Origin of the sequence: Rhodoferax sp., assembly GCF_034520025.1 — a bacterium.
GTDB lineage: Bacteria > Pseudomonadota > Gammaproteobacteria > Burkholderiales > Burkholderiaceae_C > Allorhodoferax.
On the sequence record NZ_JAXHNZ010000002.1, the window covers coordinates 1,055,619 to 1,077,002 of the forward strand.

Consider the following 21,384-nt stretch of genomic DNA (forward strand, 5'->3'; position numbering starts at 1 on the left):
CATGCCCGCTCCGCCGTAGCCTCCCAAACCGCCGACAAGCGTGGCTGGGCAGGCACAATCGGGGGATGTCGAATCCTCAATATCTGACCGCTGCTTTTTACAAGTTTGTTGAACTGCCCGACTACGCCGAGCGCAAGGCCCCTCTGCTGGCATTTTGCGAAAGCCGCGGGGTCAAAGGCATGATCTTGCTGGCCGAAGAGGGCATCAACAGCACGATTGCCGGCTTGCCCGATGATGTGCATGCGGTACTGGCCTATTTGCGTGCGGACCCTTTGCTGGCGGACTTGCAGCACAAAGAATCTTTCTCGGAAAAAGCGCCCTTCTATCGCATGAAGGTCCGCCTGAAAAAAGAGATCGTGACAATGCAAGTGCCGGGCATCAGCCCCACCAAAATGGCGGGAACCTACGTCAAACCGCAGGACTGGAACGCCCTGATTTCCGACCCTGATGTCGTGGTTGTCGATACCCGCAACGACTACGAGGTGGAAATCGGCACTTTTGCCGGTGCCATTGACCCGCGCATCAAAAGTTTTGCCGAATTGCCCGCATGGGTCGCGCAAGCCCCTGTGTTGGCAGGATCAGGAAAAAAGCCCAAAGTCGCCATGTTCTGCACCGGCGGCATCCGCTGCGAAAAGTCGACCGCTTATATGCGCGAACAAGGCTTTGATGAGGTCTACCACCTCGAAGGCGGCATTCTCAAGTACCTTGAAACGGTCCCCCCTGAACAAAGCCTGTGGCAAGGCGAATGCTTTGTCTTTGATGAGCGTGTCTCCGTGGGCCATGGCCTCAAGCCGGGGAATCACGGGCTGTGTCGTGCCTGCCGCCACCCATTGGAGGCAGGTGCCACCGAGTCGCCACTCTTTGAAGCGGGCGTGAGCTGCCCGCGTTGCCATGCGCACACCAGTGATACCCAAAAAGCCAGCGCTCGTGAGCGCCAGCGCCAATGGGAGTTGGCCAAACAGCGCCAACAGGTGCACATAGGCGCGACCCTGCCCAAGCCCGAACACCCCTGAACAACGCTACCTTTTTGCGCCATGAGCCTGCCTATTCTGTACTCCTTCCGACGGTGCCCCTATGCCATGCGCGCCCGTATGGCGATTGGGGCTAGTGGAATACGGGTGCAATTGCGGGAAGTTGTGTTGCGCAGCAAGCCGGTAGCCCTGTTGGAGGCATCGCCCAAAGGGACTGTTCCGGTTTTGGTGCTGCCGGATGGCCGAGTGATCGAACAAAGCCTGGACATCATGCAATGGGCGCTGCAACAGCACGACCCCATGGGCTGGCTGCCCACTTCAGGCAACGCGGAAGCAGGGGCGAAGGCGCTGGTTCACCGGTGTGATGTGGAGTTCAAACCGCATCTCGATCGCTACAAATACCCCAACCGGTACCACCTGGCCGACGGGCAAGCCAGCCGAGCAGAGGGAGCTGCTTTTTTGAGAGCGCTTGACCACCGCTTGCAAGCGCCACCCTTCTTGCAGGGGCCAGCCTGGAGTTGGGCTGATGCGGCGATTGCACCGTTTGTCCGACAATTTGCCCACACCGACCCCACCTGGTTCGCGGCACAAGACTGGCAGGCCCTAGTGCACTGGCTGGCCTCGTTTGAGGCGTCGGATTTCTTCAAGGTTTGCATGGCCGTTTTTCCGCCCTGGCAGCCGGGGGACACTGCGGTTTTTTACCCAGCTACCTGAGTGTTTTTCGGTTGATGGCACGGGGTTACAACTTCCTACCAGAAACCCGCTGATCCCACGCACTCAGAGGGGCAAAGTGCCCTTGACCCCCTGCAACAAGACGCACGTCCGTGCGATCATTCCGCTCTGGTTACAACCCTATAAATGTGCATGCGGGCAAAACTGCCAGCCCCGTGCCAACGTTGGCTCATGAGCGCTTTTCAGTCATTAACTGCCGGCAACAGCACGCCTGAATCACGGGCCAGGGCTCAGCGCCTGGTGCGTGCCATGGTGGGAAGGACCTTGGGGTTTTTCGAGGAACGCGATACCGCCAACCTGAAGCACCTGCGCGGCCATCTGCTGGACCTCGCAGATGGAAAGCTACCGGTGATACAAGGGCAGAACTTGCGGGCCGCCTCGGTCTTGCTAGACCGGCAGCCAGAGCGGTTCTTGAAGTCTTACCGACACCAACTGCAGTTGGCATTGCAGGAAGAAGTGGCTGCCGTGTGGCCAGCCATAACCCAGCTTTCCGCCCCGCTAAAGCCAGCAGCAGACACCCTCGAAGGGATGTCGTTCAGCCTGATCGACGTGGATGAGGTGCACCGCATCCTGCTGCTGGACCGGGTAGCTCAGCGGTTTAATCTGCATTTCGAGCCATTACTGACCACCTTATCGACCCAACTGGCCGCCTTGATGGGGGAAGATTCCGCGTCGTTGTCGCAGAACCCCTTCCGCCCGCTCGTGTTGCTCAAAGGTTTCATGCTGGGTTGGGAAAAAGGCGAGCTTGACCCCCAGGTCACGGAGCACCTGGTGGATGCGCTGGAGCCTACGCACTTTGTGGATTTGGGCCCGCTATACACCGAGCTGATTGCCACGCTATCGCAGGCGGGGGTGCATGCCACCACGGTGCATCGCATCCGGAAATCCCCCAATGGATCGTCGCAGTTTGCGCCGCTGACCAGTGCAGCCGACCTGGGTCCGCGCAGCGCCGGCGCACCACTCGGCGCAACCACCGAAAGCAGTAGCTTCACCCAACGTGACACCCCACCGGCAGCACCCGAGGCAGACCGCTCTGTGTGGTCCCAGTGGGGGCCTGCGCGCCAGGAGTGGGTGCAACAGGCCCGTCACTTCTTGCGTCGCTTGGGTGTCGGACGCCCCTCTGTCGAGCAGGCTGGTGGCTTTGAACTTTCGGATGCCGACTCCGGCGGTACTCCGGGAGCGCACAACAGCCTGTCCATCCCCGCGGATCCTGCCTTGCTGCAGTACCTGAGTGCGATGCAAGCCGACACCGGACGCGGCTCCCGCTACCAGTTCTTGGAGTCTGACGACACCATCGACACTGCCGAGTCCCCGCACAACGTATTGCGCAGATTGGGGGATCAGCCGGCATTCCAACAGGCCCAAGACCTGGACCGCGGCACGGTCAATGCACTGGCCGAAGTGTTCGACTACGTGTTCACCGATGGCGCGATCCCGGCCGAACTGAAGGTGGTCATCGGGCGATTGCAAATTCCTGTTTTGCGCGCAGCCATGGTGGACCGCGATTTCTTCTTGAGTGCGGAGCATCCTGCCCGCAAACTGGTGGACACTCTGGCATCCGCCTCAGTCGCATGGACGCCAGACAAAGGCGAACAAGACCCCCTGTACCAACGGATCGAATCCACCGTCCAGCGGGTGTTGCACGAGTTCAATGACGACCTCACGCTGTTTGCGGCGCTCCTGGCCAACTTCACTGAATTCCTGTTTGAGTCCGAGCAGCAGGCTGACCAACACATCGAGCCATTTGCCTCACGAGAAAACGACGAGGAGCAGTTGGCGGCCGGGCTGGCACAGGCCGACGAGGCTGTGCACGCGCGCATCAGCGCGTTGCCCGAGCACCTTCCGCTGGCGCCGTTTCTCAAACCCTTCCTCACCACCCAATGGCGGCAGGTGATTGCGTTGGCATGGATGACCGAAGACACTCATCCGGGCCACTGGAGTCGCACACTGGCCACCATGGACCAGCTCATCTGGAGCACACAGCCCAAGACAAGGCCAGAAGAGCGGCAAGAATTGGTCGGCGTGCTTCCCGAGCTGGTTCGCACACTCAATGCCGAACTCGACTGCATTGGCTGGGACGGCGAAGACAGGGCGAACTTCACCCGCCGGCTGATTGCCACCCACATGCTGGCGATACGGATGAAGGCCGCGCCCCCGCTCGACACCCAAGGTGCTGCCCTCGAGGCACATGCCGCCGATGAGGCGATGCAGGCACTGGACGAGCGTAGGGCCGGCAAACTGGCCGAGCAAGATGCCGAGCAGATGGATGACTTTGATGCCAGTGCGCAGTTGCTGACCCGCGGTGTCTGGTTCGAAAAGGTGTCGCCGGAGTCACCGCCTTTCCGCTGCCGCCTGAGCTGGGTCAGCCCGATGCGCACCCGTTTTTTATTCACCAACCGCGAGGGCTTTGACGCTTTTGTGCTTTCCGAGCGCGAAGTTGCTGCCATGCTGCGACGCCAGGAGCTGCAAATGCTGGATCAGGCGCCCATCGTGGAGCGCGCCTTGAACCGGCTCATGGCCGACAACGAGCCCGAGCTGCGCCTGCAAGCCTGAGCATCGCGGGGCGTAGCCAGCCCCGACATTCGCACTATCAAAAAAATAGCGCCTCGCGCATAGAGCGCGGGCGCTAGTGGGCTAAATGCCTTAAAAATCAGGCGTAGTTGCGCGCCAGTAGTTCGGCTTTGGCAGCGGCGTATTCCCGCTTGAGCTGGGCCACAAACTCGCCGGCGGGCTGAATCTTGTCGACGGCACCGATGCCCTGTCCGCAGCCCCAGATGTCTTTCCACGCTTTGGCAGACGCGCCGCCAAAGTTCATCTTGCTCGGGTCGCTCTCCGGCAGGTTAGCCGGGTCCAGGCCGGCCGCACGGATGCTGGGCGCCAAGTAGTTGCCGTGCACACCGGTGAAGAGGTTGCTGTAAACAATCTCGTCCGAGTTGTTGTCCACGATGGCCTGTTTGTATTCCTGAGCGGCGCGGGCTTCTTCGGTCGCAATAAAGGCCGAGCCGATGTAGGCAAAGTCTGCCCCCATGGCTTGCGCCGCTAGCACTGAAGCACCGGTGGCAATGGAGCCGGACAAGGCCAATGGGCCATCAAACCATTGCCGGATTTCTTGCACCAGGGCAAACGGGCTCTTCACACCTGCATGGCCACCGGCACCAGCAGCCACAGCGATCAGGCCGTCCGCACCTTTTTCAATGGCTTTGTGCGCATGCTTGTTGTTGATGATGTCGTGCAACACCACGCCACCGTAAGAGTGGGCTGCGGCATTGATGTCTTCGCGCGCGCCCAGCGAGGTGATGATGATCGGCACCTTGTACTTCACGCACAGGGCCATGTCGTGCTCCAAGCGGTCGTTGCTCTTGTGCACGATCTGGTTGATCGCGAAGGGGGCGGCAGGCTTATCGGGGTGCGCTGCATTGTGGGCCGCCAAAGCCTCGGTGATTTCTTTCAGCCAGTCCTCCAGCAACTCGGCCGGGCGAGCATTGAGCGCCGGCATAGAACCCACCACACCCGCAATGCATTGGGCAATCACCAGCTTCGGGTTGCTGATGATGAACAGCGGCGAGCCGATCACAGGAAATGGCAGCTTATCCAGCGGTGCAGGCAGTTGGGACATGGGGTCTCCTCGGGTACTTTTTATAAAACAAATCGACCAGTAGCGCCCGCTGCATGTGCGCGAGCAGCTACCAAATTCATAGCATTAAATTCACTGGGCTTGCCAGCCTGCCTATCAGAATGCGTCGAGCGGCAGAGCGGTGACGCTATCGGCACCTTCGACAATGCTGTCGCGCAGACCACCGGCCTTGCTCAGCAAATGGTCGGCATAAAAGCGTGCGGTAGTGATCTTGGCCTGCATAAACGCCACATCGTCACCAGCAGCAATCGCCTTTTCGGCGACCAGCAGCGAGCGGGCCAATTGCCACCCGGCCATCAAGTTACCTGCGAGCATGAGGTACGGCACGCTGCCAGCGAACACGGCATTGGGGCTGGCTTTGGTGTTGCCGGCCACGAATTCGACTACGTCGATGAACGCCAAACGCGCTGCCTTCAGGCGCTTGGCCACCGCCACCGCATGGGCGGAGCCACTGGCCAGTAAGTCTGCTTCGGTCGCTTCCACTTGGCCGGCAATGCCCTTGGCAATCTGGCCACCATCACGGGCGGTTTTGCGTCCCACGAGGTCATTAGCCTGGATGGCAGTAGTACCCTCGTAAATGGTGAGGATCTTGGCATCGCGGTAGTACTGGGCTGCGCCGGTTTCTTCGATGAAACCCATGCCGCCGTGCACCTGCACACCCAGCGAAGTGACCTCCAGACTCATTTCGGTGCTGTAGCCCTTGACCAGCGGCACCATGAACTCATAGAAGGCTTGGTTTTGCTTGCGTGCCTCCATGTCGGTGTGGTGGTGTGCTGCGTCGTAAGCGCTGGCAGCCACGCTGGCCAACGCTCGGCAGCCTTCGGTGTAAGCGCGCATGGTCATCAACATGCGGCGGACATCGGGGTGGTGAATGATGGGTGCGCTGCCGGGTGTAGAGCCATCTACCGGGCGGCTTTGCACGCGGTCTTTGGAGAATTGCACCGCCTTTTGGTACGCGCGCTCGGCAATCGCAATGCCCTGCACACCCACGCCGTAACGGGCAGCGTTCATCATGATGAACATGTACTCGAGACCGCGGTTTTCCTGGCCTACGAGGTAGCCAATGGCGCCGCCCTTGTCACCGTACTGCAGCACCGCTGTCGGGCTGGCCTTGATACCCATCTTGTGCTCGATGGACACACAGTGCACATCGTTGCGGGCACCCAAAGAACCGTCTTTATTCACCATGAATTTGGGCACCACAAACAGGCTGATGCCCTTCACGCCTTCGGGCGCGCCGCTCACGCGGGCCAACACCAGATGGACGATGTTCTCGGCCATATCGTGCTCACCCCAGGTGATGTAAATCTTGGTACCGAACACCTTGTAGGTGCCGTCCGCCTGGGGCTCAGCGCGGCTGCGCACCAAGGCGAGGTCGGAGCCTGCCTGCGGCTCGGTAAGGTTCATGGTGCCGGTCCATTTGCCGCTCACCAGGTTTTCGAGGTAGGTGGCCTTAAGCTCGTCAGAGCCGGCGGTCAGCAGAGCCTCGATGGCACCGTCCGACAACAAGGGACATAGGGCGAAGCTCATGTTCGCACTATTGACCATTTCGCCGCAGGCCGCGCCAATCGTCTTGGGCAAACCTTGGCCGCCGAAATCGGTGGGGTGCTGCAGACCTTGCCAGCCACCATCGGTGAACTGCTTGAACGCTTCTTTGAAGCCGGGGGTGGAGGTGACCACGCCGTCTTTCAGGCTGGAGGGGTTTTTGTCGCCTTCCCAGTTCAAGGGGGCCAGCACGCCTTCGGTGAACTTGGCGGACTCTTCCAGCACGGCTTGGGCGGTGTCAAGGCCGGCATCTTCAAAGCCGGGCAGTTGCGCAATCTGTTCGATGTTGGCCAGGTGCTGGATATTGAACAGCATGTCCTTGAGGGGGGCGACGTAACTCATGGTGAGTCTCCAATTATTGTGGGGGTTACAGACAGGGTAGGTAACAGGCAGGACCAAAAAAAAGGGCACCGCAAGCGATGCCCCTTTTTCAGACCGGCATCAGAGTGCCGCGATCAGTTCCGGCACAGCGGCGAAGAGGTCGGCCTCCAAGCCGAAATCTGCCACGCTGAAAATGGGGGCTTCAGGGTCCTTGTTGATGGCCACAATGACCTTGGAATCCTTCATGCCGGCCAAGTGCTGGATGGCGCCGCTGATGCCGCAAGCGACATAAAGCTGGGGTGCCACGATCTTGCCAGTCTGGCCCACTTGCCAGTCGTTGGGCGCGTAACCCGCGTCCACCGCAGCACGGGATGCACCCAATGCAGCGCCGAGCTTGTCAGCCAGCGGGGTCATGACTTCGGAGAACTTCTCAGACGAACCCAAAGCGCGTCCGCCGGAGACGATGATCTTGGCGGCTGTCAGCTCAGGGCGGTCGTTTTTAGCGATCTCAGAACCCACGAAAGTCACGGCAGCGCTGGTGGCTGCAGCTGTCACGGTCTCAACGGCTGCACTGCCGCCAGTGGCAGCTGCGGGGTCGAAACCGGTGGTGCGCACGGTCAACACTTTCACAGAGTCAGTGGCTTGCACGGTAGCGATGGCGTTGCCGGCATAAATGGGTCGCTCGAAGGTGTCGGCGCTCACCACTTTGGTAATGTCCGATACCTGGCCGACATCCAGCTTGGCCGCCACACGGGGGGCGATGTTCTTGCCGGAGGCAGTGGCCGGGAAAACGATGTGGCTATAGGCACCGGCGATAGCCAAAACTTGGGCTGCCACGTTCTCGGCCAAGCCATGCTCGAAAGCAGCGCTGTCGGCATGGATCACTTTGGACACACCGGCGATTTGCGCAGCGGCAGCAGCAGCGGCACCCGCATTGCTGCCGGCAACCAATACGTGTACATCGCCACCCGCTTGGGCGGCAGCAGTCACGGTGTTCAGGGTGGCACCCTTGATGGATGCGTTGTCGTGTTCGGCGATAACAAGAGCGGTCATGATCAGATTACCTTTGCAACATTCTTCAGTTTGTCCACCAGGGTCGCCACATCGGGCACTTTGATACCGGCGCTGCGCTTGGCAGGTTCAGCCACGCTCAGAGTCTTGATGCGGGGAGCCACATTCACGCCCAGATCCTCAGGCTTGAAGGTATCGAGCTGCTTCTTCTTGGCCTTCATGATGTTGGGCAAGGTGACGTAGCGGGGCTCGTTCAGGCGCAAGTCGGTGGTGATGATGGCCGGGAGGGTGACTGCCAGGGTTTCCAGGCCGCCATCTACTTCACGGGTCACGTGGGCCTTGCCGTCCACCACTTCCACCTTGGAAGCGAACGTCGCTTGAGGCAAATCAGCCAGGGCTGCCAGCATCTGGCCGGTCTGGTTGCAATCGTCGTCAATGGCTTGCTTGCCGAGGATCACGAGGCCAGGCTGCTCTTTGTCGACCAGCGCCTTGAGCAACTTGGCCACAGCCAAGGGTTGCAGCTCCTCAGAAGTTTCCACCAAGATGCCGCGGTCGGCACCAATGGCCATGGCGGTACGCAGGGTTTCCTGGCACTGGGCCACGCCGCAGGACACGGCGATCACTTCAGTGACCACGCCCTTTTCCTTGAGGCGCACGGCTTCTTCCACGGCGATCTCGTCAAAGGGGTTCATGCTCATCTTGACGTTGGCGATGTCTACACCCGTGTTGTCCGACTTGACGCGAACCTTCACGTTGTAGTCCACCACACGTTTGACGGGTACCAGGACTTTCATTGCTGCGACTCCAGATAGTTAGAAATTTGGTCGTTTTAGTTGACGTGCACGTCAATCATCTGATTCTATGCCGTACCAAGCTCCCCAAGAATTTTCTCAAGGATTGCAGACAGGTTATCACAAAATAGAACGATCGTGCTTTTTTGAAATTATAGCGGGGCCAAACTGAGGTGCACGCGCTCGATGCCCCCTCTTTTAGGGGGGTGTATCAGAAATGGCCGCCTAGCGGCTATGGACCACCCGTTGGGGGTACGGAATATCGATCCCGTTATCGCGCAGCGCTTTGAGGATGGCCAAGTTGATCTCCGACCGGAGATTGCCCTGCCCATTCTCGATGTCGTTAATCCAATAGGTGAGCGTGAACTCGAGCCCGTCCGCCCCGAAGTTCGCCAACTGCGCCGCTGGGCCGGGCTCATGCAGTACCCGGGGCTGTGCCTGCGCAGCATTTGTCAGGAGCTGCATCACCTGATTAACGTCACTGTCATAGCCCACGGATACAGTCAGAATTTGATTCACCCGCGGATCTGCTAGCGACAGGTTTTCGACCCGCTGGGTAATCAGCATCTCGTTGGGAACAATCGACTCTCGCCCGGACATGCTCCGCACCACGGTGTAGCGGGCATTGATTTGCGTGATCAGGCCCTCAAAGCCATCGACCCGGACCACATCGCCTATGCGCATGCTGCGCTCGGTGAGGATCACAAAACCCGACACATAGTTGGCTGCCAGCTTTTGCAAACCCAAACCTATACCCACACCCACTGCACCGCCGAGCACCGATAAAGCTGTCAAATCAATGCCCACTGCCGACAAGGCCATCATCAGGCCGACGAACATCAGCAAGGCACGCACCGCATTGCTGGCAGCTTTGCGCAGCGACAACTCCCCGCCGGTCGCCGAGCGCAGCAAGCGGGACTCAATACCCGCAGAAATCCACAGCGTGATGATCAACACGCCGCCTGCCGTCACCATCCCTTCCAGGATGTTGCGCACGGATAGCACCGTGCCACCGACTTTCCAGGTGATTTGGTCCAGCTCGTTGAGGATAACAGGCAACAAACCGCTGACCCACAACACCATGGCCAGCCAGGCCACCCAGGAGATGGTCTGCTCCAAGGGCTTGATCCAGCGCGCCTCGGCAAAAGTCGCCTGCAACACTTTGACTCCCACCCGGATCACCACCAAAGACATCAGCACGGGAATTACCAGACGGAACACCGCAATGTTCACAAAGTGGCTGAGCAGCTCCAACATGGCGTAACCCAACACTAGCAGGGCGAATGGAAAAAACACCCCGTCCACGATCTTTTTACCAAACCAGATCGATTTGCCGCTGTCGTCCCCCAAGGCCCGGCGCAATGCAGCCACCAAGCCCCAAGCGAGAGCGACACTGAGGCCCAAGGCCGCAAGCTCTAAGATCACCGTGGGCTGTGTGAATGCCTGCAGCCAACCTGCGAAATCATCAATGGGCTGGGGCACTGGGGTCTGTTTCATAAAGTCGTCCGTCCAAAAAAATACCGTTGCCCTCATCAGGCAGGGCCATGGAGGATACAAAAGAATCGTTACGCGTCCGAAAGTGCCCGCAGATGGGCCTCGACGCTGCGGGCCAATGCGCCCAAGTCATACCCGCCCTCCAGGCACGACACGATGCGGCCCTGCGCATGCTCGTCTGCGACCGCGCGAACCTGGGCAGTCAACCAGTGGTAGTCGTCCTCCAACAAGCCCAACTGCCCGAGTTCATCGTCGCGGTGCGCATCAAACCCGGCGCTAATGAATACCACCTCCGGCCGGTAAGCATGCAACCGGGGCAACCAATGCTGGCTCACAAGCTCCCGCACGGCACCACCGCGGGTGTGGGCGGGCACCGGTACATTGAGCAAGTTACTGGCGCTAGAGCGTGCACCGCCCTCGGGGTAAAAAGGGTGCTGGTAAAAGCCCAGCATGAGGATGCGTTGGTCCCCGTCGATGATGTCCTCGGTGCCGTTTCCGTGGTGCACATCGAAATCCACAATCGCCACCCTGCGCAAACCATGCCGCTCCAGCGCATGTCGGGCCGCCACTGCCACGCTATTGAAGAAACAAAAGCCCATGCCTTCGTTTTTGCTAGCATGGTGTCCGGGCGGGCGCACTGCGCAAAAAGCGTTGCTCATATCGCCTGCCATCACGGCATCCGTAGCTGCCAACGCGGCCCCGACCGCCCGCAGCGCGGCATTCCACGTGTGCGCATTGAGGGATGTGTCGGGGTCTAGCCAGGCATGCGTCGCACCGGTGCCTGCTGGCTTGCCGCGCAAGCCGTCGGCCAAAGCCTGAAGCTGGGCGATGTACCGCGGGGTGTGTGCCAAGGCCAGATCGCTGAGCTGAGCTTGCGGAGCCTCCCGCGAGTCCAAGGCATGGACCAGTCCGGATTGCAGCAACTGCTCATGGATGGCACTCAGCCTTTCGGGGCATTCCGGGTGCCCTGCACCCATCTCATGCAAATGGCAATCTGGGTGGGTAAAGTATCCGGTCTTCTTCACCAGCGTTCTCGTCTCTTTGTGTTTTCGGGTAACGTCCTGTCATGGACATCCAAGACAAACTCAGATCCCTGCTCTCTCAGCTTAACACGGTGATCGTGGGCAAACCCGACCAGATCCGTGACTGCGTAGCCTGCCTGTTGGCCGGTGGCCACCTGCTGATTGATGATGTGCCCGGCGTCGGCAAAACCACCCTCGCGCATGCACTGTCACGCACCTTCGGCCTGCAGTTCTCCCGGGTGCAATTCACCTCGGACTTGATGCCCAGTGACCTGAGCGGCGTATCGGTCTACGAGCGCGCCAAGGAGGCCTTTGTTTTCCACCCAGGCCCCTTGTTTGCCCAAGTGCTGTTGGCTGACGAAATCAACCGTGCCAGCCCCAAAACCCAAAGCGCCTTGCTCGAGGCCATGGAAGAAAAACAGGTCACGATCGAAGGAGAAACCCGGGCCCTGCCCCGCCCTTTCTTTCTGATTGCCACTCAAAACCCCTTAGATCAGCTGGGTACCTATGCCCTGCCCGAGTCACAACTGGATAGGTTTTTGATGCGGATTTCCCTGGGCTACCCCGACAGGGCCGCCGAGCGCGCATTGTTGGCGGGCTCAGACCGCCGCAACATGGTCGATCATTTGCCCAGCTTGCTGGCAGGCGATGAACTGGCCACGCTGCAACAAGCCGTGATGGCGGTGCACACCGCAGACCCGCTGCTGGACTATGTGCAAGACCTGCTCACCGCCACCCGCAGCGGGCGCTGGTTTTTGCAAGGCCTGTCACCCCGCGCAGGTATTGCCTTGCTGCGCGCAGCCAAGGCGCAGGCCCTGCTCAGCGGGCGCGACTATGTGGCGCCGGACGACGTGCAGGCCGTGCTGCCTCAAACCGTTGCCCACCGCATGGTCTCGGTGGGCGATGCCGGTCGGGGCGCCGAAGAGCAGGTGCGCGCCATGATGCAAGCAGTGCCGCTGCCCTAATGACCCCCACCCGGAACCCGGTCACGCGCGTGCGGCGGCGCTTTCAGGCGTGGTTCGAGTCGCGTATGCCGCGCCAGGACAGCGCGGTGCTGACGCAACGCAACGTCTACATCCTGCCCACCCGCCCGGGGCTGATGCTGGGGCTGACACTATTGGTGTTGCTGATTGCCAGCATCAACTACCAGCTCAATTTGGGCTACTTGCTCACCTTCATGTTGACGGGGGCGGCCATCATCGGCATCCATGTGTGCCACGGAACATTGACAGGCCTCACTATGCATTTGATAGCGCCAGACGCATGTTTTGCGGGCGCTAGCGTGCCATTGGGCATTCAACTCAACAACCCCTCCAAGCGCACCCGCTATGGCATTGGCTTGGCTGCCTTGGGCAGCGGGCACTGGAGCTGGGCCGATGTCGGCCCCCAAGCCAGCAGCAAAGTGCACATCAGCTTTGTCGCCAACACCCGGGGCTTGCAACCCATTCCGACACTCACCGCCGAAACCCGTTTTCCGCTGGGCACCTTCCGTGTGTGGACCGTGTGGCGCCCAGCCACCCAGGTGCTGATCTACCCAGCACCGGAACCCCATCCGCCCCCTCTGCCCCCAGGGGAGCCCCGCACCGGAGGCGCCCCCACCGCCCAGCGCCACACCACCGGCGAGTTCGATGGGGTGCGCGCCTACCGCCGGGGCGACCCGCTGAAATTGATCGTCTGGAAAAAAGCCGCCAAAAGTGATGACCTGGTCAGCCGGGATGCCCAGCAGGCCCAGCGCCTCGAGTTGTGGCTGGACCTTGCCAGCGTTGAGCAAAGCTTGCGCAGCCGCGCAGCCAGCGCAGCCCGCGAGCAAGCCCTGTCCCGCCTGTGTGCCTGGGTGCTGCAAGCAGAGAGCCGCGGTTTGCGCTACGGCCTGCGCTTGGCCAGCCGCGAGCTGCAGCCGGATAGCGGCCCTGCCCACCAGAAAAACTGCCTGCAAGCGCTGGCACTCGCCTGAGCCCGACATGCTGCAACGTCTCCATAACCTGCCCCGCGACGCGCGCGACACCCTGTTTTTGCTGGGGGTGATTGCCTGGGTCATCCTGCCGCAAATCGATCGCCTGCCGCTTTGGTGCAGCCTGATGGCCGGCGCGGTGCTGCTGTGGCGCGGAGTGCTGGCGTGGGGTAGCCGCCCCCTGCCTTCGCGCTGGTGGCTCTTGGCGCTGCTGGCGCTGGCGACTGCCGGCACCTGGATGAGCTATCGCACCCTGCTGGGGCGGGATGCCGGGGTGACCTTTATCGTCGTGTTGCTGGCCTTGAAAACTCTGGAAATGCGTGCGCGGAGGGATGCGTTCGTCATCTTCTTTCTGGGCTTTTTCACCATGCTCAGCAACTTCTTCTTTTCACAAAGCCTGTTGACAGCAGCAGCCATGGTCGTGGCACTCTTGGGCCTGCTCACTGCGCTGGTCAACAGCCACATGCCCGTGGGGCGGCCGCCCTTGATGCAAGCAGCGCGCACCGCCGCCTGGATGGCGCTGGCCGGCGCGCCCATCATGGCGGCACTCTTCATGCTGTTTCCACGGATTGCTCCGCTATGGGGCTTGCCGGGCGATGCCATGAGCGGGCGCAGCGGCCTGTCGGGGCAGATGCAGGTGGGCACGATTGCCAGCCTCGCCCTGGACGACAGCATTGCCATGCGCATCCGCTTTGAGGGCGCCACACCACCCCAGCGCGACATGTATTTCCGCGGCCCGGTGTTCTCCAGCTTTGACGGCAAGGAGTGGCGCCCCTTGCGCTCGGCATTCCCCCAGCGCATGCAACTGCAACCGGATTTGGCGGTGCAGGGCCCCGCCTACAGCTACCAAGTCACACTGGCTGCCAACAACCGGCCCTGGCTGATGGTGCTGGACGCCACACCCCAAGCGCCGGAAATACGGGGCTACAGCGCCAGCATGGGCCCCGATCTGCAATGGCAGGCCAACCAGCCGATTGCTGACCTGGTGCGCTACCGCGCCACCAGCTACCCCGAGTACCGCCACGGCCCCAACCGTTTGGCTGTAGGGCTGCAAGACTATCTGGATCTGCCGCCCGGCTTCAATCCCCGCACCCTGCAGCTCGCGGCCGACCTACGCCGCCAGCCAGGTCTGGCCACCGCAGGTGCCCAGACCTTGGTTGATGCAGTGATGGACAAACTGCGAACCGGAGGCTATGAGTACACGCTGGAGCCCGGGGTCTACGGCACCCATACGGCCGATGAGTTCTGGTTTGACCGCAAGGCCGGCTTTTGCGAGCACATTGCGTCCAGTTTTGTTTTGCTGATGCGCGCACTCGATGTACCGGCCCGCATCGTCACCGGCTACCAAGGCGGGCAGGTCAACAACGTCGACAGCTTCTGGACCGTGCGGCAAAGCGATGCCCATGCATGGGCGGAGGTCTGGATGGCCGGCCGCGGCTGGGTGCGGGTGGACCCCACCTCTGCCGTATCGCCCGGCCGCACCGGGACCTTTCAGCGCCTCGCACCCCAGCCCGGCGTGCTGGCCCAAGCCTTGAACGCGGTGAGCCCGGGCTTCACCCTCAACCTCCGGGCCTTGTGGGAAGCCACCAACAACCGCTGGAACCAGTGGGTGCTCAACTACAGCCAGGCCAAGCAAATGGATTTGCTGCGCAACCTCGGCTTCAGCGCCCCGGACTGGCAAGACTTGAGCACCGTGTTGATCGGCCTGATCGTGGCGGCCAGTCTGACCGGAGCGGGCTGGAACTGGTGGAGTCGCCTGCGCCGGGACCCATGGTTGCAGGCGCTGGAGACCGCACGCGAGCAGGTCAAGGCTCTTGGCTTGCCGGTAGAGCCCGGGTGTACACCCCGCGCATTGGCCCTGTTGCTACAAACTGACCCAAGGGCTAACCCGCTGGCCGTGCAGTGGTTGCTGCAACTCGAAGCGCTCCGCTATGGCAAAGCCGATGTAGCGGGCGCGCTGCGCACTGCACGACTGCAATTGCGCACCATGCGCTGGCTCTCGCCTTGATGGTTAGACAGCTGGGGCCGGCATCGGCAACTCCGAGGGGGCGACCGCAGGCTCTTCCTCTTGCGGTAGCTCCAGGTTCTGGCCCGAGAAAAATGCGTTCAGCCACACATCAAGGCGCTGAAGGCCCAAGTTCAGTAGCGCGCTGTCCGCCGTCTTTTGGTTGAATTTGAGTACGCCGTCACAGTAGTCGAAGCCTGCTTTCACACCATCGGGCAGCGCCGTCGCATAGCCCGAGGACACGGCAAACTCTTTTTGGTCCGGTGGCATCAGCCCACCCCGGATTTGAATACTCCCTTGGGATGACAACTGCTCCGCAAGCTGGAGTTCGCGGGCCTTGGCGGGAGCCACCGTGAGCACTACGTCGGCGTCCAGGCTGCCGTCCCGCGTGCGCGCTTGGAGCTTGGTGATACCGACACTAACGCCAGACACCAGCAAGGCTTGCACAGCATCCCGCATCTTTTCACGTTGACCGGGCGTCAAGCTGCGCAAGCCGCAGGTCGCAGACAACACCTCGCCGGCCGAATGGACACTGGGCGCATGCAAGTTCGTTACACCCGCTTGCAACACCACGTCTTCCACCGCCATGTCGGCAGCCTTCAGCTCTTTCACCGATTGGGTAACACGCATGTCCATGCGGTCTGCGCGCTGCCGGGTCTCGGTGCTGAGGTGCAAGCCCCGCGCGTTGAAGCTCGATCCCTTGAGGGTCGCCACATCCAGCGCAAGCGCGCCCATGCCGGTTGCGTGGTTCTGCATATTAAAATGCAGGCCCAGCTGCTCCGCCTGCAAGACCTCGCCGCTGCCACGCAAGACCATGCGCGGCATGCTCCACCCCAGCTTCACCGCAGAACCACCTACCTCCAGGGTACCGCTGGAGGCTGCGGTCACCAGGCTGTGGCCTTTTCCCTTGAATTGCATTTCCGGCAAGCGCATATCCGAGCGCAACACGCCGTCGTAACCCGCGCTGCCGGTGCCACTCAACCGGCCCGCGCGCAAGCCTTCACCCGAGGGGCCGAGATCCGAGACGACAGCTGCCGACCAATTCATACGCGTCAGACTCTCGCGGTCAGGCACGTGCCGAGCGGTGTACTCCACATGCACCACCGCGGGCTGGTCGGGGTCCGTTGCACAGTCGCTGCGCCACTCCAGATCTAGGCTCCCCCGCGAATGCAGCCAGCCGGCCTCGTGCTCCAGCCGCGCAATCCGGAAATTGCCCTCCGCATGGGCAGCCGCCAAGCTGCGCAATTCGGCGCGCAGGGTGAGGCCGGCATACCACGGCACGGCCAACGCAGCCGTTGCGGCCAATGCCACCGCGCCCACCCCCATTTGAACTTTAGAAAACGAACGCATCAGTCAAGCAGCTCCAAACCCCTGTTTTACCCGTAGCAGGGCCTCGGTGAGACCAGCAATAGCATTTGATTGTCGCCGTGCCGCGCAGGGCCTACCTGCCACTCGCTACACTGACCCCAACCTCTTACCTCCAAGTTCCCACGTGTTCCTCAAAAAGTCTCTGTTCACTCTCGTTTTGATAGCGGCATGCGCAAGCGCCATGGCCGCTTCCAACCCAAAACATACAAAAAGCAAGCCTGCCCGCAATGCCGTGAAGCCGGCACTGCCCGAAGGCACCGCCTACGGTGATCGCGCCGACGTCATGCGGCTGGCCGATGACATTGCACAGCGCCGCAACCTGGATGCAGAGTGGGTCCGCAGCACCCTGTCCAAGGCGCGCATGTTGCCCTCGGTGGTCAGGGCCATTACCCCACCGGCCGTGGGCACTCCGAAAAACTGGGCGCTGTACCGCAGCCGCTTTGTCGAGCCGATCCGTATCCGTGCAGGCGTCAAGTTCTGGCTCGCCAACCAAGAAACATTGGCACGCGCCGAGGCGCAAACCGGTGTGCCCGCCAGCATCATCGTGGGCATCATCGGGGTGGAAACTATTTATGGCCAGCAGCTAGGCAACTACCGGGTGATCGATGCGCTCACCACCCTGGCACTGGACTTTCCAGACGCACACCCCCGCAAAACAGACCGGCAAGCGTATTTTTTGAGTGAGCTGGAAGCCTACCTCAGCCTCACCCAACGCACCGGCACCGACCCCACCGCCCTGCGTGGCAGCTATGCAGGGGCCATGGGCTGGCCCCAGTTCATGCCCTCGAGTTGGGTGAAATACGGTATCGACTTTGACAATGACAGCCGGGTTGACCTGTTTCACAGCCAGGCAGACGTCATAGGCTCGGTGGCCAATTATTTCCAAGCATTCAAATGGAAGCCGGGAATGCCCACCCATTACCCCGTGCAATTTGAGGTGGCCCGCCTAGATATGCCCACCCTCATGGCGCCCGACATATTGCCCACATTCACCCCTGCCGCCATGCAGGAAAAAGGAGTCATCCTCCCGGCCGCAGCCCTCAGCCACCCTGGCCCTCTGGCGCTGGTCGAACTGCAAAATGGCGCAGACGCCCCCACCTATGTGGCCGGCACCGAAAACTTTTACGCCATCACCCGCTACAACTGGAGCAGCTATTACGCGATGGTGGTGATTGACCTCGGACAGGCCGTGGCCCAAGCCTTGCAGGCGCAGACAGGCGTGCCAAAATAAGCCATGGCCACTGCCCCGACCACCGAACTGGACAACACTGACGAACACTCGACCACTGCGCTGTACCGCGCGGCCGTCGGGGACATTAGCAACAGCTACTACCTGCCCCGCTTCACCCGCTATGAGGCAGCCGACCGGCCTGGCCTGAGCTGGAACTGGGCCGCCGCGCTCAACACCCTGAACTGGCTTCTGTTCCGTCGGCTGTGGCAAGCAGCCTTGGTCTACAGCGGCAGCATCGTCGCGCTGGCCTTGCTGCTGTTTGGTATCGGCAAGCTGGTGTTCCAGTTTTCTGAGGGTACGCAGTGGGGCCTGCTCGCCGCGTTGGTGGCCCTGGCCTTTGTGGTGCCCGGACTCGGGGGAAATGCGCTTTATTACTTGGCAACGCGCCAGCGGGTGCAAGCCGCCCTTACCAAAAATCAGTCGGTATCCGAAGCTTGTGAGCAACTCAGCAAAGAGGCCAGCACCCGCAAGGGGCTGAACATCATCGCAACCTGCAACTTGGTAGCAGCCGCCATCGCAGCCCAGTCGTATGCCATGTTTACCGGGTTTGAGCCCCTGCCTGCTGGAACACCCGTAGCCGTAGGGGTGGTGTCAGAAGGCCGCAATGTCGTCAGCGGCCGCGCCATCGATGCAACGGCAGCGGACAGTGGCAAAGCTGCTGCCTCGGTACCCTTGGCGGCGTCTGCGACATCTGCCCCGTCGGCCCCCACTTCTGCATCAGCATCGACCGCTACAGCAGCCTCTGCATCCCTGCCCGCTTCTGCTCCGGCCCCGGCCCCTACCCCTGCCGTCAGCGCTGCTGCACTCGCAGCTCCGCCCCTCGTGACTGCAAGCGCTGTGGCCAGCAAGCCGGCTTCGACAAGCGCGAGTGCGCCGGTAGCTCCCGCATCAGCGCCGCGCGTGTTACCTGCTGTGTCGGCAACATTGCCCGCCATCTCCAAACCTGCTGCTGCAGCGAGTGCGGCCAGCCCTGCGCGGCCCGCCCCGGTGGCCCTGCGCTCAGCGGCCGCGGACTTGGCTGCGCGCGAAGTGGCCGCATCGCTAGGGCAGTCGGCGCCGGTACGGCCGCCAACTCAGGTCACTTCGCCCTCTGCTGCCGCTGCCGCTGCACCTGCAGAAGTACCCGAGGCCAACCGTTTCGTGGTGAATGTGGGGCTGTTTGCCGATGCGAACAACGCACGCAATGCGCTAGTCAAGCTGATGGACGCCGAGCTGCCCGTGGTGAGCAAAGAAATCCGCTTCCCCAAAGGCAACCGCACCCGTGTGCAAGTTGGCCCCTTTGACACCCTGGCAGAAGCCGATGCGGCGGCCGACAAGGTGCGCGCCTTGGAGCTTGAAGCCCGCGTGGCCCCGGTTCCATAGCTCGCCGGGCGGAGACTCGGTGGCTTAGAAACCAGCCGGGCCGGTGAACTGCTCGTGCAGCGCGTCTTGCCAATGCTCGATCTCTTCTTCGCTCACATGCAAGTGCGACCGACATGTTGCGCCGTGTAGCTCCCACTCGCGATTTTCTTGCGCTCCCTCATGGAGCGCTACCAAGTGTTCGGCGAGGGCAGCCATGGCGACCAAGGTACGCACTTTTGAAGAAATGTTCTCGTCTTTGAGTGCCGTGAAATCGTGATGCAGGCGCACAGCGTGGGCCACATCGGGGGAGAGGCGCCAGGTCTTGGCTACGATAGCCCCCACCACCGCATGGTCGGTGCGGTGGGCTTCGTTCTCCACCTCGGTCACTGTTTTTTCCGCTTGCGCCAGTGCATGGGACAAGGTGGCCTCGTAGCCCTTGATGCCCTGCAACATGACCGGAATACCCACGTTGCAAAACAGCCCGCAAGTGTGCGCAATGTCCGCATTCACGCCATACATCTGCCGGGCGATGTAGCCCATGGCATAGGCGCGGCGGGTCGAGGTCTCCCAGAAATGCTCCAAAAGCGGCGACTTGACCTGTATCGTATCGCGCAGCAAAAAGCCAGTGAGAATGGATACGGTTTGCGAAATGCCCAGCAAAGCCACAGCTTCAGCCACCGTGGCGGCAGGCCTTGAGCGGGCGTAGATGGGGCTGTTCGCCACCTTGATGAGCGCCGCCGCCATGGCTACATCACGTGAGGCAATGCGGGCAATCGTGGCTGGCTCGGGGTCTTCGCGGTTCACCTCAACCCGCAAGTCCGACAACAGCGCCGGACAAGGCTGAATGACGATGTCTTTGAGGGGGCCCTCGGTTCTAGCGGTCTCAATTTCCCGGTCAATATCGGCTACGCGCATAGGAGCTCCTTGGTCTGAACATTATGCTCAGTAGACCCCATAAAAAACGGCCCTCACGGGCCGTTTTTTATGGGTTTGTAGTTTTGCTTCAGGTCACTGGAACCAGAAATTCTCGGCTGATATGCGCACCCAGGTCATTCACCCGATCCAGGAACTGGGTTAGGTAGGCGTGCAGGCCGGTCGCCAAAATCTCATCAATTCGGCCGTATTGCAGCTCCGAGCGCAGCTTGCCGGCGCGGCGCAGGGTTTCGCTGTCGGGATTGCTGGCCGCGAGGGCCAGGTTACCCACTACTTCGTTCAGGCTGGCGTGCAGCGAGCGGGGCATATCTGGCTTGAGGATGAGCAATTCAGCCACGCGCTCGGGCTTGATGACATCGCGGTACACCTTGCGGTAGATCTCAAATGCCGACACGCTGCGCAAAATGGCGCTCCAGTGGTAGAAGTCGTACTCCTGATCCTTCTCGCTCGCAGCACCGAAAAAGTCGCTCTCCACCGCGTGGAACTTGACGTCGACCAAACGCGCAGTGTTGTCGGCCCGCTCCAGGAAGGTGCCCAAGCGCATGAAGTGCAAAGACTCGTCCATCAGCATGGTGCCCACGGTCACTCCGCGGGACAGGTGGGAGCGGAACTTCACCCACTCAAAAAACTGGGAAGGATCTTTTTCAAAGTCTCCGCTCTTGATCATGCGCTTGACTTCGAGCCAGGTGGTGTTTTGCGTCTCCCACACCTCGGTGGTCAGCGCTCCGCGCACCGCACGTGCGTTTTCGCGGGCAGCACTCAGGCAGGACATGATGGAGGACGGATTGCTCTCGTCCTTGACCATGAAGTCCATGACCTCGCGAGCCTGGATTTCGCCGTACTTTTCTTTGTAGGAATGCAGCAGCTCACTGATGGACAGCAGGCCCTGCCAGCCCATCTGGGCCACGGCTTGGGATTGGGGGAGCAGCGATGTCTGGTAGTTCACATCCAGCATGCGTGCGGTGTTTTCGGCCCGCTCGGTGTAGCGGGACATCCAGAAAAGGTGGTCAGCGGTGCGTGACAACATAGAAAGG

The 21,384-nt window shown here is 61.2% G+C and carries 17 protein-coding genes; 8 read left to right on the plus strand and 9 right to left on the minus strand.

The genetic code is table 11. The features are described from left to right. Positions 1-65 precede the first annotated feature (65 nt). The 3 genes from U5L73_RS13310 (at position 66) to U5L73_RS13320 (ending at position 4,256) form a co-directional block, all read left to right on the plus strand. On the plus strand, positions 66-1,013 hold the full coding sequence (locus tag U5L73_RS13310) for a rhodanese-related sulfurtransferase (RefSeq protein ID WP_322562792.1): 948 nt from the start codon (positions 66-68) through the stop codon (positions 1,011-1,013). 21 nt (positions 1,014-1,034) lie between these two features. After that, positions 1,035-1,685, plus strand: a complete 651-nt coding sequence (locus U5L73_RS13315; RefSeq protein WP_322562793.1) for a glutathione S-transferase — start codon at positions 1,035-1,037, stop codon at positions 1,683-1,685. A gap of 189 nt (positions 1,686-1,874) precedes the next feature. After that, positions 1,875-4,256, plus strand: a complete 2,382-nt coding sequence (locus U5L73_RS13320) for a DUF1631 family protein (protein WP_322562794.1) — start codon at positions 1,875-1,877, stop codon at positions 4,254-4,256. A 97-nt stretch (positions 4,257-4,353) separates the two neighbouring features. Here the strand turns inward: U5L73_RS13320 and U5L73_RS13325 are convergent, their stop codons facing one another. From U5L73_RS13325 to U5L73_RS13350, 6 genes are all read right to left on the minus strand, one after another. Then, a complete protein-coding gene (locus tag U5L73_RS13325) occupies positions 4,354-5,319 on the minus strand; it encodes a nitronate monooxygenase family protein (protein WP_322562795.1) in 966 nt (321 codons plus the stop codon). Positions 5,320-5,433: 114 nt separating this feature from the next. Then, positions 5,434-7,224 (minus strand): acyl-CoA dehydrogenase, encoded by a 1,791-nt coding sequence (locus U5L73_RS13330; protein ID WP_322562796.1) that lies wholly within the window; start codon positions 7,222-7,224, stop codon positions 5,434-5,436. A gap of 99 nt (positions 7,225-7,323) precedes the next feature. Then, entirely contained in the window at positions 7,324-8,256 is a 933-nt protein-coding gene (locus U5L73_RS13335; protein WP_322562797.1) for an electron transfer flavoprotein subunit alpha/FixB family protein, read from the minus strand. Between the two features lie 2 nt (positions 8,257-8,258). Then, the gene (locus tag U5L73_RS13340; protein WP_313873432.1) at positions 8,259-9,008 is read right to left on the minus strand and encodes an electron transfer flavoprotein subunit beta/FixA family protein; all 750 of its coding nucleotides are present in this window, start codon (positions 9,006-9,008) and stop codon (positions 8,259-8,261) included. Positions 9,009-9,230: 222 nt separating this feature from the next. Then, the gene (locus U5L73_RS13345; protein WP_322562798.1) at positions 9,231-10,502 is read right to left on the minus strand and encodes a mechanosensitive ion channel family protein; all 1,272 of its coding nucleotides are present in this window, start codon (positions 10,500-10,502) and stop codon (positions 9,231-9,233) included. 68 nt (positions 10,503-10,570) lie between these two features. Continuing rightward, positions 10,571-11,524: a histone deacetylase family protein gene (locus U5L73_RS13350; protein WP_322562799.1), complete on the minus strand. Its 954-nt coding sequence runs from the start codon at positions 11,522-11,524 to the stop codon at positions 10,571-10,573. 41 nt (positions 11,525-11,565) lie between these two features. On the opposite strand from U5L73_RS13350, the gene U5L73_RS13355 reads away from it, so the two are divergent. Genes U5L73_RS13355 through U5L73_RS13365 form a run of 3 tightly spaced genes read left to right on the plus strand, consistent with a single transcriptional unit; the run spans position 11,566 to position 15,480 of the window. Next, positions 11,566-12,486, plus strand: coding sequence for a MoxR family ATPase (locus tag U5L73_RS13355; protein WP_322562800.1), 921 nt, complete (start codon positions 11,566-11,568; stop codon positions 12,484-12,486). Then, complete coding sequence (locus U5L73_RS13360) at positions 12,486-13,475, plus strand: DUF58 domain-containing protein (RefSeq protein ID WP_322562801.1); 990 nt, start codon at positions 12,486-12,488, stop codon at positions 13,473-13,475. Before U5L73_RS13355 ends, U5L73_RS13360 begins: the two co-directional genes overlap by 1 nt. Positions 13,476-13,482: 7 nt before the next feature. Further along, positions 13,483-15,480 carry a DUF3488 and transglutaminase-like domain-containing protein gene (locus U5L73_RS13365; protein WP_322562802.1) on the plus strand — a complete coding sequence of 666 codons (1,998 nt, stop codon included), beginning with the start codon at positions 13,483-13,485 and terminating at the stop codon, positions 15,478-15,480. 3 nt (positions 15,481-15,483) lie between these two features. Here U5L73_RS13365 and U5L73_RS13370 read toward each other — a convergent pair whose 3' ends face one another. Next, positions 15,484-16,827 carry a DUF945 family protein gene (locus tag U5L73_RS13370; RefSeq protein ID WP_322562803.1) on the minus strand — a complete coding sequence of 448 codons (1,344 nt, stop codon included), beginning with the start codon at positions 16,825-16,827 and terminating at the stop codon, positions 15,484-15,486. Between the two features lie 199 nt (positions 16,828-17,026). Here U5L73_RS13370 and mltB point away from each other — a divergent pair, with 199 nt between their 5' ends. Together mltB and U5L73_RS13380 are read left to right on the plus strand one after the other, a co-directional pair. After that, complete coding sequence (mltB, locus tag U5L73_RS13375) at positions 17,027-18,076, plus strand: lytic murein transglycosylase B (protein ID WP_322562804.1); 1,050 nt, start codon at positions 17,027-17,029, stop codon at positions 18,074-18,076. A 3-nt stretch (positions 18,077-18,079) separates the two neighbouring features. After that, entirely contained in the window at positions 18,080-19,438 is a 1,359-nt protein-coding gene (locus U5L73_RS13380; protein ID WP_322562805.1) for an SPOR domain-containing protein, read from the plus strand. A 24-nt stretch (positions 19,439-19,462) separates the two neighbouring features. Here U5L73_RS13380 and U5L73_RS13385 read toward each other — a convergent pair whose 3' ends face one another. Together U5L73_RS13385 and U5L73_RS13390 are read right to left on the minus strand one after the other, a co-directional pair. Continuing rightward, positions 19,463-20,332 (minus strand): HDOD domain-containing protein, encoded by an 870-nt coding sequence (locus U5L73_RS13385; RefSeq protein WP_322562806.1) that lies wholly within the window; start codon positions 20,330-20,332, stop codon positions 19,463-19,465. 88 nt (positions 20,333-20,420) lie between these two features. After that, a complete protein-coding gene (locus U5L73_RS13390) occupies positions 20,421-21,377 on the minus strand; it encodes an alpha-E domain-containing protein (RefSeq protein ID WP_322562807.1) in 957 nt (318 codons plus the stop codon). Positions 21,378-21,384 lie beyond the last annotated feature (7 nt).